This window comes from Streptomyces sp. NPDC101234 (genome assembly GCF_044767525.1).
GTDB lineage: Bacteria > Actinomycetota > Actinomycetes > Streptomycetales > Streptomycetaceae > Streptomyces > Streptomyces sasae.
In genome coordinates, this window is sequence record NZ_JBIWOA010000024.1 from 130554 (window position 1) to 146441 (window position 15888).

Consider the following 15888-nt stretch of genomic DNA (forward strand, 5'->3'; position numbering starts at 1 on the left):
GCCTACCCTGGGCCGCATGCCCACGCTGATCCTCGTAAGGCACGGACGGTCCACCGCCAACACCTCGGGCGTGCTCGCCGGCTGGACGCCGGGTGTCGCCCTCGACGAGCGCGGCGCCGCCCAGGCCGCCGCGCTGCCCGGCCGGCTCGCCGGGCTGCCGATCTCCGAGGTCGTCACCAGTCCGCTGCAGCGCTGCCAGGAGACGATCCGCCCCCTCCTGGAGGCCAGGCCCCACCTCACCGCCCACACCGACGAGCGGATCGGCGAGGCCCACTACGGCGACTGGTCCGGCCGCAAGCTCGCCGAGCTCAAGGACGAGCCGCTGATGGAGGTCGTCCAGGCCCACCCGTCGGCCGCCGCCTTCCCGGGCGGCGAGTCCATGCGGGCCATGCAGACCCGCGCCGCCGAGGCCGTCCGCGAGTGGAACGCGCGCGTGGAGCGCGACCACGGCGCCGACGCCGTCTACCTCATGTGCTCGCACGGTGACATCATCAAGTCCCTCGTCGCGGACGCGCTCGGTCTGCATCTCGATCTCTTCCAGCGGATCTCCGTCGAACCGTGTTCCGTCACCGCGATCCGCTACACCCGCCTCAGGCCGTTTCTCGTTCGTCTCGGCGACACCGGGGATTTCGCCTCCCTTGCCCCCCGCGAGGAACCTCCGGGGGAAGACGCCCCGGTCGGTGGCGGCGCCGGCGCGCCGTGATCGTCAGCCGCAGTAGGGTGAAGCGATCCACGTAAACGCCCCCGGTAGCCGCCGCTCGCCCGAGCCCACGCACCCTCGATTCCCATGGAGACAGGACGTGTCCCGTCAGGTGTTCCTCTACGATCCGCCGGACCGCTTCGTGGCGGGCACGGTCGGACTGCCCGGACGCCGTACGTTCTTCCTCCAGGCCACGGCCGGCCCCCGGACGACCAGCGTGGCCCTGGAGAAGACCCAGGTGGCCGCTCTCGCCGAACGCATGGACGAACTCCTCGACGAGGTCGTACGGCGCAGCGGCGGCAACGCGGCCGTGCCCGCCGTCGCCCCCAACGAGATCGCCGACAGCGCCCCGCTGGACACCCCCGTCGAGGAGGAGTTCCGCGTCGGCACCATGGCGCTCGCCTGGGACGGCGAGGACGAGCGCATGATCGTCGAGGCCCAGGCCCTCGTCGAGCTGGACGCCGAGTCCGAGGAGGACCTCGCCGAGGCCGAGGAGCGCCTCCTCCAGGACGAGGAGAACGGACCCCCGATGCTGCGGGTCCGGCTGACCGGCGCGCAGGCCAGGGCCTTCGCCAAGCGCGCCCTGGACGTCGTCAACGCCGGGCGGCCGCCGTGCCCGCTGTGCAGCCTCCCGCTCGACCCGGAAGGACACGTATGTCCGCGCCAGAACGGATACCGCCGCGGAGCGTGACCGCCGCCGACCTGCTCGCCCACGGTGAGCTGAAGGTGCGCGGCCGTATCCGCGACGCCTCCAACGCGGCGCTGTTCTGCACGGTCGCGTACGACGGCGAGGAGGCGTCCTGCGTCTACAAGCCGGTCGCAGGCGAGCGCCCGCTGTGGGACTTCCCCGACGGCACCCTCGCCCAGCGCGAGGTCGCCGCCTACGAGGTCGCCGCGGCCACCGGCTGGGACCTGGTCCCGCCCACCGTGCTGCGCGACGGCCCGTACGGCGAGGGCATGGTCCAGCTCTGGATCGACGTGGCCCCCGACGGCGCCGACGTGCTCGCCCTGGTGGACGCGGAGGAGCCCGGGCCCGGCTGGAAGGCCGTCGGGTTCGCCGAGGTCGGCGACGGGAAGACCGCGCTGCTGGTGCACGCCGACGACGAACGGCTGCGCCGGCTCGCCGTCCTCGACGCCGTCATCAACAACGCCGACCGCAAGGGCGGCCATCTGCTGCCCACCGCCGACGGCCGGCTGTACGGCATCGACCACGGAGTCACCTTCAACGTCGACAACAAGCTGCGCACCCTGCTGTGGGGCTGGGCGGGCGAGTCGCTCACCGCCGACGCCGTGGAGGTCCTCCAGGGCCTGCACGGGGCCCTCGGCGGGGCTCTCGGGACCCGGCTCGCCGAACTGATCACCGCCGCCGAACTCGACGCCACACGCGCGCGTGTGGACGCGCTGCTCGCCGCCGGGAAGCACCCGGAACCGAGCGGCGAGTGGCCGGCCATCCCCTGGCCGCCCGTGTAGAGCCCCTTCAGCGCCCCTCCAGCACCGCGCGGCACATCCGCGACGCAAGATCAAGAGTGCCTTTCCGGCCGTCCGGCGTGATCCGGTTCGTATACCGAACTCTGGTCCGGTTACGCTCATGTACATGCATGCCTGGCCCGCTTCCGAGGTCCCCGCCCTGCCTGGTCAGGGCCGCGACCTGAGGATCCACGACACCGCGACCGGTGGTCCGGTCACCCTTGACCCCGGTCCCGTCGCCCGTATCTACGTCTGCGGCATCACGCCGTACGACGCGACCCACATGGGTCACGCGGCGACCTACAACGCGTTCGACCTGGTTCAGCGCGTGTGGCTCGACACCAAGCGGCAGGTGCACTATGTCCAGAACGTGACGGACGTCGACGACCCGCTGCTCGAACGCGCGGAGCGCGACGGCGTCGACTGGGTCGCCCTGGCCGAGCAGGAGACCACCCTCTTCCGCGAGGACATGACCGCCCTCAGGATGCTGCCGCCGCAGCACTACATAGGCGCGGTCGAGGCGATACCCGGCATCGTGCCGCTGGTGGAGCGGCTGCGCGACCTAGGCGCCGCCTACGAGCTCGAGGGCGACACCTACTTCTCCGTCGAGGCCGACCCCCACTTCGGCAAGGTCTCGGGCCTCGACGCGGCCGCCATGCGGCTGCTCTCCGCCGAGCGCGGCGGCGACCCCGACCGCCCGGGCAAGAAGAACCCGCTGGACCCGATGCTCTGGATGGCCGCCCGCGAGGGCGAGCCCAGCTGGGACGGCGGCTCCCTCGGCCGCGGCCGGCCGGGCTGGCACATCGAGTGCGTGGCCATCGCCCTCGACCATCTCGGCATGACCTTCGACGTCCAGGGCGGCGGCTCCGACCTGGCCTTCCCGCACCACGAGATGGGCGCCTCGCACGCCCAGGTGCTCACCGGCGAGTTCCCGATGGCCAAGGCGTACGTGCACGCCGGCATGGTCGGCCTCGACGGCGAGAAGATGTCCAAGTCCAGGGGCAACCTGGTCTTCGTCTCGCAGCTGCGCCGCGACGGTGTGGACCCGGCCGCGATCCGCCTGGCCCTCCTCTCCCACCACTACCGCTCCGACTGGGAGTGGACCGACCAGGTGCTGCGGGACGCCGAGGAGCGCCTCGCCCGCTGGCGCGCGGCGGTCTCCCGCCCCGACGGCCCCCCTGCGGAGGCCCTGGTGGAGGAGATCCGCGAGGCCCTCAGCAACGACCTGGACGCGCCCGCCGCGTTGGCGGCCGTCGACCGCTGGGCGGCGCTGCAGCAGGACCAGGGCGGCACGGACACGGGCGCACCCGGGGTCGTGTCACGAGCGGTGGACGCCCTGCTGGGCGTGGCCCTCTAGGCGAACGCAGGCATCCGCGCCCCGTCTTCGAGGCTTTCAGGGGCGCTGGGGGTACCCCCAGCCGAAGGCTGGGGGAGGAACTGCGCGCTCAGCCCCCACCGGCGCGAGGCCGGCGATCGACGGTCGGCCCCCGACGGACAGGGGCGGTACGCACTGCGCGTACCGCCCCTGTCTCAGTCCTCGGAGGTGTCCTCGCCGTCCGAATCCGGATCCTCGGTGTCCCCGACGTCCCCGGCATTCCCCGCGCTCCCGGGCGCGTCCGGCTTCGGCGGCCGCGGCGGCCGTGCCTTGCCGCCCGGGTTCCCCGGGCTGTCCCGCAGATACGACGCGCTGTCGCTGCCGTCCGCCGTGGCGTGCCCGCCCGGCGGGCTGACGTCCCGGCGCCGCAGATACCGCTCGAACTCACGGGCGATCGCCTCGCCGGACGCCTCGGGCAGCTCGGCGGTGTCCCGGGCCTCCTCCAGCGTCTGCACGTACTCGGCGACCTCGCTGTCCTCCGCGGCCAGCTGGTCCACCCCGACCTGCCAGGCACGCGCGTCCTCGGGCAGCTCGCCCAGCGGGATCCGCAGGTCGAGCAGGTCCTCCAGGCGGTTGAGCAGGGCCAGTGTGGCCTTCGGGTTGGGCGGCTGGGAGACGTAGTGCGGCACCGCCGCCCACAGCGAGACCGCCGGGACGCCCGCGTGCGTGCACGCCTCCTGGAGGACACCGACGATCCCGGTCGGACCCTCGTACTTGGTCTCCTCCAGGTCCATCCGCTGGGCCAGGTCGGAGTCGGACGTGACCCCGCTGACCGGTACCGGACGTGTGTGCGGGGTGTCACCGAGCAGCGCGCCCAGGACCACCACCAGCTCGACGCCCAGCTCGTGGGCGAAGCCGAGCAGCTCGTTGCAGAACGAGCGCCAGCGCATGGACGGCTCGATGCCTCTGACCAGTACCAGGTCGCGCGGCTTGTCGCCGCCGACCCGGACCACCGACAGCCGTGTGGTCGGCCAGGTGATCTTGCGCACGCCGGCGTCCATCCACACCGTGGGGCGGTTCACCTGGAAGTCGTAGTAGTCCTCGGCGTCGAGCGCCGCGAACACCTCGCCCTTCCACTCCCGCTCCAGATGTGCGACCGCGGTGGAGGCGGCGTCGCCGGCATCGTTCCAGCCTTCGAACGCGGCCACCATGACTGGGTCGATCAGCTCGGGAACCCCCTCCAGCTCGATCACCCAGTGCCTCCTTCCGACGTGCCCTCGCGTACGCCCCAACCTTACGGCGTCCAACGGGGGCGCCCGCAGCCCCCTTGCACGGGGGAGTGAACGGATCACTGCCCCGTTCGCCACCCTCGAACACCCCGCTTCGCGGAGGAACCGCACCCGGCAGCAAGCGCTTCACAGGCTGCTGCGCAGCCACTGCTCCACGCTCGCGATGTGCACGGTCGCCCAGGAGCGGGCCGCCTCCGCGTCCCGGTCGCGCAGCGCGGCCAGGATCGCCCGGTGCTCGCGCAGGGTGCGGGCGACCGCGTCCTCCTGGGTCAGTCCGCGCCAGATCCGGGCCCGGGTGGTCGGCCCGGACAGCCCGTCAAGGAGCGAACAGAGCACCGAGTTCCCCGAGCTCTGCACGATCCCCCGATGGAACTCCAGGTCGCAGGCGACCAGTTCCTCCACCGAGGGCTCCGCGCCCAGTGCGTCCAACTGGGCCGCGAGCGCGTCCAGTTGCTGCTCGCCGATCCGGGACGCGGCCATCGCGGTCGCGGCCGGCTCCAGGATCCGGCGTACCGCCAGGAACTCCAGGACCGTGTCGTCGCGGTGGAAGTCGACGACGAAGCTCATCGCCTCCAGGAGCAACTGTGGGTCCAGACTGGTGACATACGTGCCGTCGCCCTGCCGGACGTCCAGGATCCGGATCAGCGACAGGGCCCGCACCGCCTCCCTGAGCGAGTTGCGGGACAGGCCCAGTTCGGCGGCGAGTTCGCTCTCCTTGGGCAACCGGTCGCCGGGGCGCAGCGCACCGGAGACGATCATGTCCTTGATCTTCTCGATCGCCTCATCGGTGACTGCCATACTGGCCTCCCTGTCGCTCAGACATCCGATGTCTCAGCCACATTATGCGACCCGATCAGGACATGGAGAGGTCTTCGACGGCGGCGAGCACGGCCCGCTCGTCCAGCGTGAGCAGTTCCCGCCCGCGCATCAGCACCCGCCCGTCGACCACGGCGTCCCGCACATCCGCCGAGTGCGCCGCGTACGCGAGCGTCGACCAGGGATCGTGCGGCGGCCGCAGATGCGGCGCGTCCAGATCGACCACGATCAGGTCCGCCCGCTTGCCGACCTCCAGCGACCCCAGCCGGTCACCGAGCCCGAGCGCCCGCGCACCCCCGATCGTCGCCATCCGTACGGCCTGCTCCGCGCCGACCGCCGTGGGGTCGCCGCCCGCCTTGTGCACCAGCGCCGCCTGCCGAACCGCCCCCAGCACATCGAGCGAGTTGGAGCTGACCGCCCCGTCCGTGCCCAGTCCCACGGTCACGCCCGCGCCGAGCAGCCGGGGCACCGGCGCGATCCCGCAGCCCAGCTTGAGGTTCGACACCGGACAGTGGGCGACCGCCGTACCCGAGCGGGCGATGGCCGCGATCTCCGGGCCGGTCAGATCGACGGCGTGCGCGAGCAGCACATCCGGGCCCAGCAGCCCGAGCGAGTCCAGCAACTCCACCGGCCGTTTGCCGTGCTTGACCTCGACGGTGGCCACCTCGGTGGCGTTCTCGGCCGCGTGGATGTGCACCAGCGCACCGAACTCCCGGGCCAGCGCGAACACTTCGGTCAGCTGGGCGGGGGAGAGGGTGTAGGCGGAGTGCGCGAAGACCACCGGCCGCCGGCCGGGACCCGCGTCCCCGCGCGCCTCCAGGTCCCGCCGGGCCCAGCCGAGCCGCTCCTCGTACCCGAGCCCGTCCGGTGGCTGCGGCACGTCCATGAAGGTCGGCCCGGTGTGCAGTCGCCAGCCCGCCTCCCGGGCCGCCGCCTCGGCCGCCTCGTGGAACCAGTACATGTCCAGCGCCGAGGTGACCCCGGCCCGTACGCTCTCCGCGACCGCCAGCCGCACCCCCGCCGCGACGTTCCCCGGCGCCAGCAGCTCGGCCTCCCACGCCAGCACCTTCTCCAGGAAACCCTGGAGGGTCACGTCGTCGGCACGGCCGCGCAGCAGGGTCATGGCGAGATGGGTGTGCGCGTTGACGAACCCGGGAAGGACCAGACAGCCCTCGGCGTCGATCGTCTCGCGGGCGGTGTACCGCCCGGCGAGGTCCGCGGCCGCCCCCACCGCCACGATCTCACCCTCGTGGACGGCGACGGCCCCGTCCCGTACGACGGTCGAGGCGTCGTCGACGGTGAGGACGTCCCCGCCCCGCACCAACAGGTCGATGCTCACGCCTCGTTCCCCTCCGCCAGCAGCCGCAGCGCCTCCAGCGACACCACCGCACCGCGTTCGACACCGGCCACGACGACGTCCCGGTGCGGGTCGTACCCACCGGTCGCCTCCTCGTCCACCAGCTCGTCGGCGTTGGCACCGTCCACGACCAGCACCCCGCCCGCGACCAGGCCGCGCAGCGACGCCGTCACCAGCAGCGCGGACAACTCCATCTCGATCGCGGCCAGTCCGGCCCCCTGGTACGAGAACAGCGGCAGCAGCCCCGGCTGGAAGGCCGCCCGTGTCCACACCACCCCCCGGTGATGCGGGGCGCCCGACTCGCGCGCGGCCCGCTGCAGCGCGAACACCGCCTCCGGCGCGGAGTACGCCGGGTACTCCGGCGGCAGCAACTGCTGGGTCACCCCGTCGTCCCGCACCGCCGCCTCCGCGATGACCAGATCGCCGTCCGCGATCCCCGGCTTCATCGCTCCCGCGGTACCGAACCGCACAAACGTGCGCACCCCGGCATCGGCCAGCTCCTGGAACAGCAGAACCGCCCCCGGCGCCCCCACCCCGTGCGAGGCCACCGTCACCGGCAGTCCCTTCCAACTCCCGCTGAACACCCGGTACTCACGGTGGTACGACACCTCCTCCGCGCCGTCGAGCAGCCCGGCCACCGCCGCCGCCCGCGCCGGGTCCCCGACCACGAGCGCGTGCGCCGGCAGCCCCGTGCGCGGTATTCGGGTGATGGGCAGCAGATCCTGCGTCATGCGGCGACTCCGGGAGAAGGGGTACGGCGACGGCGGCGGGCCGTCGAGAGGAAGAGGGCGCCGAGCGTCACCACGTACGGCGCGGCATCCGTCGCCTGCTGCGGCAGACCGAGGCCCTGAAGACGGAAACCGGCCGCCTCGGCGAGCCCGAACAACAGCGCGGCGAGCAGCACACCGAGCGGCGCGGCGCGGCCGAGCAGCACGGCCACGACGGCGATCCAACCGCGCCCCGCCGTCATGTTCTCGGAGAACAACGTGACGTTCCCGAGGGCGAGTTGGGCCCCGGCGAGCCCGCAGAGCACACCCGAGACCAGCACGGCGCCGTACTTGTACTTCACCGGGCTCACACCGAGCGAGGCCGCCGCGTCCGGGGCCTCGCCGACCCCGCGCAGCCTGAGCCCCCACACATGCCGGGACAGCAGCAGCGCGGCCACGGCGACCAGCGCGAACGCCAGGTAGGCGAGCGGCGTGAAACCGCCGACGAGCGGCAGCCCGGCCAGGGTCGGATCATCGAAGGTGCCCTGCACACCGAAGACCGTACGCAACAGAAAACTCGTCAGACCCACCGCCAGCAGGTTCATCGCGATGCCCAGCACCACCGCGTCCCCCTTCAGCGTCACCGCACCCACCGCCAGGATCAGCGAGTAGGCGGCCGCGGCCAGCGCGGCGGCCAGCACCCCCAGCCACGCGCTGCCGGTGAACCAGCTCGTCGCCACCGAGGTGAAGCAGCCGAGCAGCATCATGCCTTCGAGGCCGATGTTGAACACCCCCGCCCGCTCGCACAGGGCACCGCCCAGCGCGGCCAGCAGGATCGGGGTCAGCGCGCGCAGCGCCGACAGCACAAGATCGGAGTCGAGGACCATCACACGGCCTCCCGCCTGCGGAACAGACGGCGCGGGAAACGCAGTCGGGCCGCCAGGAACACGATCACGATCGCCTGCAGCACCTGCGTCAGCTCGCGCGGCACCTCGGTGGTCCGCTCCATCGCCAGCCCGCCGACCTGGAGGACGGCGAAGAACAAGGAGGCGATCACCGTGCCCAGCGGGGCCGCGGCGGCGAGCAGCGCGGCCGTGAGCCCGGTCCAGGTGTAGCCGGGCGCGGTCAGCGAGCCGTCCACGAAGCGGTACGGGAAGCTCAACACCCCGACAGCGCCCACGAGTCCGGCCAGCGCACCGGACACCGACATCAACCTCAGCGTCAGACCCCGGCGTTCGATGCCCGCGTACGCGGCGAAGCGGGCGTTGAGACCGGTCATCCGGATCTCGTAGCCGAAGGCCGTGCGCCGGTCGGTGAACCAGTAAGCGGCGGCCGCCGCCAGCACCAGCAGCAGCCCCACCGTGACCGTCGAGTCGCCGAACGCGGGCAGTGCGACACCGTTTTTCAGCGCGCGGGTCTGGGGCAGGCTGGAGCCGGGCTCCTTGAGCGGGTAGCGGGCCAGATAGGAGGCCAGCGACACCGCCGGGTAGCTCAGCAGCAGACTGCTGACCAGCAGCGGAACACCGAGCCGGTTCTCGCACAGCGCGGCGAGGGCCGCATACCCGGCGCCCGCCGCCATGCCCGCGAGCAGCGCCAGTGCGACGGTGAGCGGGGCCGGCAGCGGGACGTACAGGCCGGTGACGGCGGCCGTGATGCCGCCGAGCACCAGCTGCCCGTCGCCGCCCAGGTTGATCAGCCCGGCCCGCAGCGGGATGGCCAGCGCCAGCGCCATGCCGAGCACGCTGGTGCCCGTGGACAGCGTCGACCCGATGCCGTCGGCGCCGAGCGCGCCGGTGAGCACGGCACCGTACGCGGTGATCGGGTCGGCGCCGGTGCCGAGCAGGAAGAGGGCGCCGATGAGCACACCGGCGGCCACGGAGAACGTGACGGGGGAGCGCACGGCTCCCGATATCCGTTCGTATATACGGGGGTTCAGTCGGGGGTTCATGTCAGTCCAGGGTCTCCGCGGTCTCCGCGGTCTCCACCGGTTCCCGGGCACCCGCCATCGCGAGCCCGAGCGACCGTTCGTCGGCCTCGTGTTTCGGGTACGACGCCGTGATCCGGCCCTCGTACATGACCAGCACCCGGTCCGCGAGCCCCCGGATCTCGCTCAGCTCGGCCGAGACGAGCAGGACCGCGTGACCGGCGTCGCGATACGCGACCAGCTGGTCGTGGATGTTCTGGACGGCGCCGATGTCGACCCCGCGCGTCGGCTGCTCGACGAGCAGCAGCGGCGCCTCGTGCGCGAGTTCGCGGCCGATCAGCAGCTTCTGCAGATTGCCGCCGGACAACGCGGACGCCGGCACCTCCGGACTCGCCGCCTTCACGCCGAACCGCTCGACCAGCGTGCGGGCATGGCCGCGCACCGCGGACGGCGACAGCAGACCCCGGGAGGACAGGGCCGTACGGTGATGGCCCATCGCCAGGTTGTCGGCGACCGAGGCGGCCGGGGCCGTACCGACCGCGTGCCGGTCCTCGGGGACGTAGGCGAGTCCCCGCGCCCGGCGTGCGGTGGCCGAGGCGTGCGTGATGTCCTCGCCCTGGAGCAGGACCGTGCCGCCGGTGACCGGCCGCAGTCCGGCCAGCGCCTCGACCAGTTCGCTCTGCCCGTTGCCCGCCACCCCAGCGATGCCGACGATCTCCCCGGCGCGGACGGCGAGCCGGACGTCCCGCACCCCGTCGGTGCTGAGGCCCGTGACATCGATGACGACGTCCCCGGGGGTGCCCGGCGCGTGCACGCGGTCCAGTTCCACCGCCCGGCCGGTCATCGCGGCGGCGATCTCGTCGGCGGAGGTCTCGGCCGTGACCAGCCGGGCCACCACCCGGCCGTCCCGCAGCACGGTCACCCGGTCGCTGACCTCCAGCACCTCACGCAGCTTGTGCGTGACAAGGATCACCGAACGGCCCTCGGCGGCCAGCGACTTCAGCACGGCGAAGAGCGCGTCCGCCTCGGCGGGCGTGAGCACGGCCGTCGGTTCGTCGAGGATCAGCGTCCGCGCACCCCGGTGCAGCAGCTTGAGGATCTCCACGCGCTGCCGCAGCCCGACCGGAAGGTCACCGACCCGGGCGTCCGGATCGACGGCGAGCCCGTGCTCGTCCGCGAGTTCACGCACCCGGCGGCGGGCCGCGGCCCGGTCCACCAGCCCGAAGCGGCGCGGCTCGGCCGCGTAGACGACGTTCTCGGCGACCGTCAGTGAGTCGAACAGCTTGAAACTCTGGTGGACCATGCCGAGCCCGGCGGCCATCGCGTCGGACGGGCTCGCGAAGTTCAGCTCTCGCCCATCGGCATGGACCGTCCCGGCATCCGGCCGCTCCATGCCGTAGAGGACGGACATCAGGGTGGACTTGCCCGCGCCGTTCTCGCCCATCAGCGCGTGGATCTCGCCGTGCCGGACGGTCAGGTCGACGCGGTCGTTGGCGAGTGTGCCGGGGAACCGCTTGGTGATTCCCCGGAGTTCGACGGCGACCGAAGGGTCAGCCTGCGGCGGGGTCATCGACCGTCAGCTTCCCGGCGACGATCTCGTCGCGCAGCGCCTTCACCTTGGCGAGGACGTCCTTGTGCTGGGCGATCACGCACTTGGAGGAGTCGACGCCGGCCTCGAGTCCGGTGAGGCTGATGCCGCCCTCCTTCAGGCCGTACGACACGGTGGTGCCCGCCTTGCCGTCCAGCACCGACTCGATGCCCTTCTCGACGGCGACATCCGTGCGCTTGATCACGTTGTCGACGACCGTGCCGGGCGCGGCGGGGCACTGGTTGACGTCGACGCCGTAGGCGAACGCTCCCTTGGCCTTGGCCGCCTCGAACACGCCGTAGTTGCCGGCCGCGGCCGCCGCCATGATCTGGTCGGTGCCCTTGGCGAGCAGGGAGTTCGCCTGCTCCTTGGCACGGGCCGAGTCGTCGAACGGCGACTGGCCGCCGACGAAACGGGTGCTCGTGGACGTCTTCGCGGCGACCTGCTTGGCGCCGGCCGCGAATGGGTCGCTGTAGCGGCGGAACTGGGGCGTGTCGAGGACGTCCACGGCGCCGACCTGGCCGGACTTGCTGAGCAGGCCCGCTTCGGCGCCCGCGAGGTAGACACCCTCGTGCTCGCGGAAGACCGCGCAACTCACGTTCTTGTACGTCTTCGTGGTGCAGGCGTCGATCATCAGGAAGCGCTGCTTCGGGTGCGCCTTGGCCTGCTGGGCGACCAGGTCGGCGAACTCGAAGCCGACGAGGACGATGACGTCCGGTGCCGCGTCCACGGCGGCCTGCACGTTCTGCTGCTGGGAGGCGGTGTCGGTGGACTCGTAGACCTTCTGCGACCCGTTGTGCGCCTTGGCCGCGGACTTGATGCCGGTGACCGCGAGCTTGAGGAACTCGTTCTGGCCGACGGCGTCCGGGGTGACCAGGGTGAACGTCTTCCCTGACGGGCCGGCCGCGTCCGACGTGTCGCTCTTCGCGGCGGCGTTGCAGGCGGTGGCGGCGGTGGCCAGGAGCGCGGTGGCGGCGGCGAGTTGCAGGGTGCGGCGGTGTCTGCGGCGCATGGGGACCTTCCGGGGGCGGCGAGGCGGAGGGGCGCGCTCCGTCGTTGGAGCGCGTGAAGTGAGGTGTGGTGAAGCGAGGTGATGCGATGTGAGGCGAGCTGAAGTGAGGAAAGGGACGCTGAGGGGGAGCGGTCAGCGTCGACAGCCGTCGCCGGCACAGCGACCGAAGTCGAGGAAGCGGCGTTTGGTGAGCTGCACGGCTTCCTCCTTCGTCGTCTCGGCCTGTGGGATGCGGCTGTCGGCCTGCGAAACCGGCGGATCGGCCCGTGGGACAGGTGGATCGGCCTGTGGGATGCAGGTGGTGCTGGACTGTAACACCCGTTTCCGGCCGCCCGACACACCGTCTCGAACTGTGGTTCTTCGAGGTCATGTACGGTGTCGGACACCTTCGGACCATCAGGAGTGTCCCGTATGTCCCAGGAACTGAGCGCCGTCGAGTGGACGGGATCCAGCCTCGCGCTCATTGACCAGACCCTGCTGCCGCAGCGTACCGAGACGCTCGACGTCCACGATGTGGACACTCTGGTCGAAGCGATCCAGCGGCTCGTGGTGCGCGGCGCACCCGCGATCGGCGCGGCCGGCGGATACGGCGTCGCACTCGCACTGCTCCAGGGCGAGCGGGAGGGCTGGACCGAGGCCAAGACCCGGGCGGCCGTCGCCCGGGTCCGCGAGGCGCGCCCCACCGCCGTCAACCTGATGGTGTGTGTGGACCGGGTCATGACCCGCTTCGAGGAGGGTCTCGACGCGGTCCTCGCGGAGGCCGCGGCGGTGCAGCGGGAGGACGTCGAGGCGAACCGCGCGATGGGCGCGCACGGCGCGGACTGGCTCCTGAAGAAGGCCGGGGTGGACCGCCCGCTGCGCATTCTCACGCACTGCAACACCGGCGCGCTGGCCACGGCCGGCTGGGGCACGGCCCTCGGCGTCATCCGCGAACTGCACGCCAGGGGCCGCGTGGAGGTCGTGTACGCCGACGAGACGCGCCCGCTGCTCCAGGGATCCCGGCTCACCGCCTGGGAGTTGGTGCAGGAGGGCATACCGCACTACGTCCAGGCCGACGGGGCGGCGGCCGGCACGATCCTGCGCGGCGAGGTAGACGCGGCGATCGTCGGCGCGGACCGGATAGCGGCGAACGGCGACACCGCCAACAAGGTCGGCACCGTGGGCATCGCCCTCGCCTGCGCGGACGCCGGCATACCGTTCCTGGTGGCGGCCCCGACCACCACGGTCGACCTGTCGACGCCCACGGGAGCCGGCATCCACATCGAACTCCGCGCGGAGACCGAGGTGCTGGAGTGGGCCGGCGTCCGCACGGCTCCGCCGCAGTCACGCGGCCACAACCCGGCGTTCGACGTCACCCCGGGCCGCCTGATCACGGGCCTGGTGACGGAACGAGGCGTGCTGGAGGTCTCGGCGGGCGAACTGCCGGGGGAGCGGCTGAAGTAGCTCAGGCAGACGGCTGAGGGGCGGCGCGATGCCGCCGGACCCTCGCCGTCGTGGCGGAACGTCGTCGTGGCGGAACGCCGTCGCGGTTGAACGCCGTTGCGGCGGAATGAACTCCGACGACGTTCCGCGCCCAGGCATGACGACGAGGGCCCGGTGCAGTCCCACCGAACCCTCGACGCCGCACCGGTCGGCTATCTTCCCGACAGCTCCAACTCCAGCAGCCACTCCACCACTTCGGTGTGATGGCGGGCCTGCCGCGGTGTCGCGCCCCACACGTACAGCCCGTGTCCGGCCACCACCACCGCCGGTATCTGCGGGTTGTACGCGGCCTCCAGCCGGTCGCCGAGCTCCGTCATGTCCTGGCTGTTGGCGATGACCGGCAGGGTCACCTCGACGTCGTGGGCGGGCTGGCCGATGCCCTTGAGCATCTCCAGGTCCCTGAAGACGATGCCGTCGGGGCTGCGGTGCCCCATCGCCACGGACGCGACCGTATGGACGTGCACCACCGCCCCGGCCCCCGTCAGCGCGGCCACGCGCGCGTGCAGCGCGGCCTCCGCGGACGGCCTGCCGCCCAGCACCGCGGCCCCCCGGCCGTCGATCAGCACCACGTCCGCGGGCGTCAGTTCACCCTTGTCGTGTCCGCTGGCGGTGACCGCGAGCCGCAGCGGGTCGCGGGACATCACCACCGACAGGTTGCCGGAGGTGCCTCGCATCCACCCGAAGGCGGCGAAGCGGGCGGACTCGGCGGCGAGCGCCGCCCCCGCCCCCTCCAGGGCGAGTTCGATGGTGTCGGCGGTCATACGGGCCTCCTCGAAACGGTGATCTGGTCGAACGTCCCCGCCTCCGCGTGGTCGCCCACGCCCTGCTCGTAGTACGGCTCCCCGGCCCGCCGGATCCCCACGGCGTGCCACCCGGCCGCCCGGGCCGCGTCCAGCTCACCGGGCCGGTCGGAGAGGAACAGGAGCCGGTCCGGGTCGAGCCCGGACGACCCGGCGATACGGCGGTACGACTCCGCCTCCTGCTTCGGCCCGGCGTTCTCCGTGTCGTACAGCCCCGAGACGAGCGGCAGCAGATCGCCCTCCGGGGTCGAGGAGAACCAGGCGCGCTGGGCCGCCACCGAGCCGGACGAGTACACGTACAGGCGCAGTCCGGCCGTGTGCCAGGCGCGCAGGGCCGGGACGACGTCGTCGTAGAAGTGCGAGACGAGGTCGCCCCGGGCGAAACCCTCGGCCCAGATGATGCCCTGAAGGGTCTTCAGGGGCGTGGCCTTGCGGTCCGCGTCCAGCCAGGCATTGAGGGTTTTCTCGACGGCCGTCGCGTCGGCCTCCGGATCGCCCGTCAGCTCCCGCACCGCGGCCACCGCCCGCGCCACCTCCGGATCATCGCTCCGCTCCGAGAGCAGCGCTCCGAACCGTGAACGCGAGTACGGATACAGCACATCCACCACGAACCCCGTGGCGCTCGTGGTGCCCTCGATGTCGAGCACCACGGCGTCCACGGAGAACCGGAGGTCCCGCAGGCTCACGGAGTGGCCCGGTCGGCCGCGTAGCCGGCGGCGATCGTGTCGTAGTCCGGGAAGCGGGCGGAGATGGGGGAGCCGGTGAAGTTGCCGATCCAGCCGTCCTCCTCGTGGAAGAAGCGGATCGCGGTGAAGGACGGCGCGGTGCCCATGTCGAACCAGTGCGTGGTGCCGCGCGGCACGCCCAGCAGGTCGCCCTTCTCGCAGTAGACGGCGTGGACCTCACCGTTCACGTGCAGATAGAAGATGCCGGAGCCGGAGACGAAGAAGCGGACCTCGTCATCGTCGTCGTGCGTGTGCTCCTGCAGGAACTTCTCGCGCGCGGCCTTCGCCTTCACCGGGTACTCGGGGTCGTCGCCAGGGTGCAGGCCGAGGACGTCGACCGTGGTGAAGCCCTCCTCGGCGTTGAGCTTGTCGATCTCGGCGCCGTAGGCGGCGAACACCGTGTCGCTGTCGGCGTCGGACGGGACGTCCTCCCGGACCGGCCACTGCTCGTACCGCACACCCAGCGGCGCGAGCGCCTCGGCGATCTCGGCGGGGTCCGAGGTACGGCGCACGACGGTCTCGGGTCCGGACTCGGGCCAGGTCGTCAGCAGCGTCATGGAACAACTCCAGGGGAGTGGAAGGGATGTCCGGATACCGAGACGGCAGCGGACAGAGAAAAAGGGAGGGAGGAAGGAGCGAGAAGCGGGAGGCCGTGCGGCGAAACGGTCGTCGGTCAGCCGCGACAGGAACGACAGCCGCGACACAA

Annotated in this window: 16 protein-coding genes; 5 read left to right on the top strand and 11 right to left on the bottom strand. The window is 72.1% G+C overall.

What is annotated here, in order from left to right:
- Nucleotides 1-16: 16 nt before the first annotated feature.
- The 4 genes from ACIRR9_RS36170 (at nt 17) to mshC (ending at nt 3524) form a co-directional block, all read left to right on the top strand.
- Entirely contained in the window at nt 17-703 is a 687-nt protein-coding gene (locus tag ACIRR9_RS36170; protein ID WP_384576598.1) for a histidine phosphatase family protein, read from the top strand.
- A gap of 97 nt (nt 704-800) precedes the next feature.
- Nucleotides 801-1391 (top strand): DUF3090 domain-containing protein, encoded by a 591-nt coding sequence (locus tag ACIRR9_RS36175; protein ID WP_123978341.1) that lies wholly within the window; start codon nt 801-803, stop codon nt 1389-1391.
- A complete protein-coding gene (locus tag ACIRR9_RS36180) occupies nt 1355-2170 on the top strand; it encodes an SCO1664 family protein (RefSeq protein WP_403760860.1) in 816 nt (271 codons plus the stop codon). The genes ACIRR9_RS36175 and ACIRR9_RS36180 overlap by 37 nt, the downstream gene beginning before the upstream one ends.
- Before the next feature lie 124 nt (nt 2171-2294).
- The gene (mshC, locus tag ACIRR9_RS36185) at nt 2295-3524 is read left to right on the top strand and encodes a cysteine--1-D-myo-inosityl 2-amino-2-deoxy-alpha-D-glucopyranoside ligase (protein WP_365346458.1); all 1230 of its coding nucleotides are present in this window, start codon (nt 2295-2297) and stop codon (nt 3522-3524) included.
- Nucleotides 3525-3697: 173 nt separating this feature from the next.
- On the opposite strand, the gene ACIRR9_RS36190 is transcribed toward mshC, so the two are convergent.
- The 8 genes from ACIRR9_RS36190 to ACIRR9_RS36225 form a co-directional block, all read right to left on the bottom strand.
- Complete coding sequence (locus ACIRR9_RS36190) at nt 3698-4735, bottom strand: PAC2 family protein (RefSeq protein WP_403760863.1); 1038 nt, start codon at nt 4733-4735, stop codon at nt 3698-3700.
- A gap of 162 nt (nt 4736-4897) precedes the next feature.
- Nucleotides 4898-5569: a FadR/GntR family transcriptional regulator gene (locus ACIRR9_RS36195; RefSeq protein ID WP_403760866.1), complete on the bottom strand. Its 672-nt coding sequence runs from the start codon at nt 5567-5569 to the stop codon at nt 4898-4900.
- Between the two features lie 55 nt (nt 5570-5624).
- Complete coding sequence (locus ACIRR9_RS36200; protein WP_403760869.1) at nt 5625-6926, bottom strand: amidohydrolase; 1302 nt, start codon at nt 6924-6926, stop codon at nt 5625-5627.
- Nucleotides 6923-7675, bottom strand: coding sequence for a nucleoside phosphorylase (locus ACIRR9_RS36205; RefSeq protein WP_403760871.1), 753 nt, complete (start codon nt 7673-7675; stop codon nt 6923-6925). The genes ACIRR9_RS36200 and ACIRR9_RS36205 overlap by 4 nt, the downstream gene beginning before the upstream one ends.
- Nucleotides 7672-8538, bottom strand: coding sequence for an ABC transporter permease (locus ACIRR9_RS36210; protein WP_403760874.1), 867 nt, complete (start codon nt 8536-8538; stop codon nt 7672-7674). The genes ACIRR9_RS36205 and ACIRR9_RS36210 overlap by 4 nt, the downstream gene beginning before the upstream one ends.
- Nucleotides 8538-9599 carry an ABC transporter permease gene (locus ACIRR9_RS36215; protein ID WP_403760876.1) on the bottom strand — a complete coding sequence of 354 codons (1062 nt, stop codon included), beginning with the start codon at nt 9597-9599 and terminating at the stop codon, nt 8538-8540. Before ACIRR9_RS36215 ends, ACIRR9_RS36210 begins: the two co-directional genes overlap by 1 nt.
- Nucleotide 9600: 1 nt before the next feature.
- Nucleotides 9601-11145 carry an ABC transporter ATP-binding protein gene (locus ACIRR9_RS36220; protein ID WP_403760879.1) on the bottom strand — a complete coding sequence of 515 codons (1545 nt, stop codon included), beginning with the start codon at nt 11143-11145 and terminating at the stop codon, nt 9601-9603.
- A complete protein-coding gene (locus ACIRR9_RS36225; RefSeq protein WP_403760882.1) occupies nt 11126-12175 on the bottom strand; it encodes a BMP family ABC transporter substrate-binding protein in 1050 nt (349 codons plus the stop codon). Before ACIRR9_RS36225 ends, ACIRR9_RS36220 begins: the two co-directional genes overlap by 20 nt.
- 411 nt (nt 12176-12586) lie before the next feature.
- On the opposite strand from ACIRR9_RS36225, the gene mtnA reads away from it, so the two are divergent.
- Entirely contained in the window at nt 12587-13618 is a 1032-nt protein-coding gene (gene mtnA, locus ACIRR9_RS36230) for an S-methyl-5-thioribose-1-phosphate isomerase (RefSeq protein WP_403760885.1), read from the top strand.
- 191 nt (nt 13619-13809) lie between these two features.
- Here mtnA and mtnB read toward each other — a convergent pair whose 3' ends face one another.
- Genes mtnB through ACIRR9_RS36245 form a run of 3 tightly spaced genes read right to left on the bottom strand, consistent with a single transcriptional unit; the run spans nt 13810 to nt 15739 of the window.
- On the bottom strand, nt 13810-14418 hold the full coding sequence (gene mtnB, locus ACIRR9_RS36235) for a methylthioribulose 1-phosphate dehydratase (protein ID WP_403760887.1): 609 nt from the start codon (nt 14416-14418) through the stop codon (nt 13810-13812).
- Nucleotides 14415-15143: an acireductone synthase gene (mtnC, locus tag ACIRR9_RS36240; protein WP_403760890.1), complete on the bottom strand. Its 729-nt coding sequence runs from the start codon at nt 15141-15143 to the stop codon at nt 14415-14417. The genes mtnB and mtnC overlap by 4 nt, the downstream gene beginning before the upstream one ends.
- A complete protein-coding gene (locus tag ACIRR9_RS36245) occupies nt 15140-15739 on the bottom strand; it encodes a 1,2-dihydroxy-3-keto-5-methylthiopentene dioxygenase (RefSeq protein ID WP_403760893.1) in 600 nt (199 codons plus the stop codon). The genes mtnC and ACIRR9_RS36245 overlap by 4 nt, the downstream gene beginning before the upstream one ends.
- Between the last annotated feature and the right edge of the window lie 149 nt (nt 15740-15888).

Bases quoted from the DNA above. Each gene is read 5' to 3' on its own strand.
- ACIRR9_RS36170 (WP_384576598.1), top strand. From the start codon at position 17: ATGCCCACGCTGATCCTCGTAAGGCACGGACGGTCCACCGCCAACACC.
- ACIRR9_RS36180 (WP_403760860.1), top strand. From the start codon at position 1,355: ATGTCCGCGCCAGAACGGATACCGCCGCGGAGCGTGACCGCCGCCGAC.
- mshC (WP_365346458.1), top strand. From the start codon at position 2,295: ATGCATGCCTGGCCCGCTTCCGAGGTCCCCGCCCTGCCTGGTCAGGGC.
- ACIRR9_RS36195 (WP_403760866.1), bottom strand. From the start codon at position 5,569: ATGGCAGTCACCGATGAGGCGATCGAGAAGATCAAGGACATGATCGTC.
- ACIRR9_RS36205 (WP_403760871.1), bottom strand. From the start codon at position 7,675: ATGACGCAGGATCTGCTGCCCATCACCCGAATACCGCGCACGGGGCTG.
- ACIRR9_RS36210 (WP_403760874.1), bottom strand. From the start codon at position 8,538: ATGGTCCTCGACTCCGATCTTGTGCTGTCGGCGCTGCGCGCGCTGACC.
- ACIRR9_RS36215 (WP_403760876.1), bottom strand. From the start codon at position 9,599: ATGAACCCCCGACTGAACCCCCGTATATACGAACGGATATCGGGAGCC.
- ACIRR9_RS36220 (WP_403760879.1), bottom strand. From the start codon at position 11,145: ATGACCCCGCCGCAGGCTGACCCTTCGGTCGCCGTCGAACTCCGGGGA.
- ACIRR9_RS36225 (WP_403760882.1), bottom strand. From the start codon at position 12,175: ATGCGCCGCAGACACCGCCGCACCCTGCAACTCGCCGCCGCCACCGCG.
- mtnA (WP_403760885.1), top strand. From the start codon at position 12,587: ATGTCCCAGGAACTGAGCGCCGTCGAGTGGACGGGATCCAGCCTCGCG.
- mtnB (WP_403760887.1), bottom strand. From the start codon at position 14,418: ATGACCGCCGACACCATCGAACTCGCCCTGGAGGGGGCGGGGGCGGCG.
- ACIRR9_RS36245 (WP_403760893.1), bottom strand. From the start codon at position 15,739: ATGACGCTGCTGACGACCTGGCCCGAGTCCGGACCCGAGACCGTCGTG.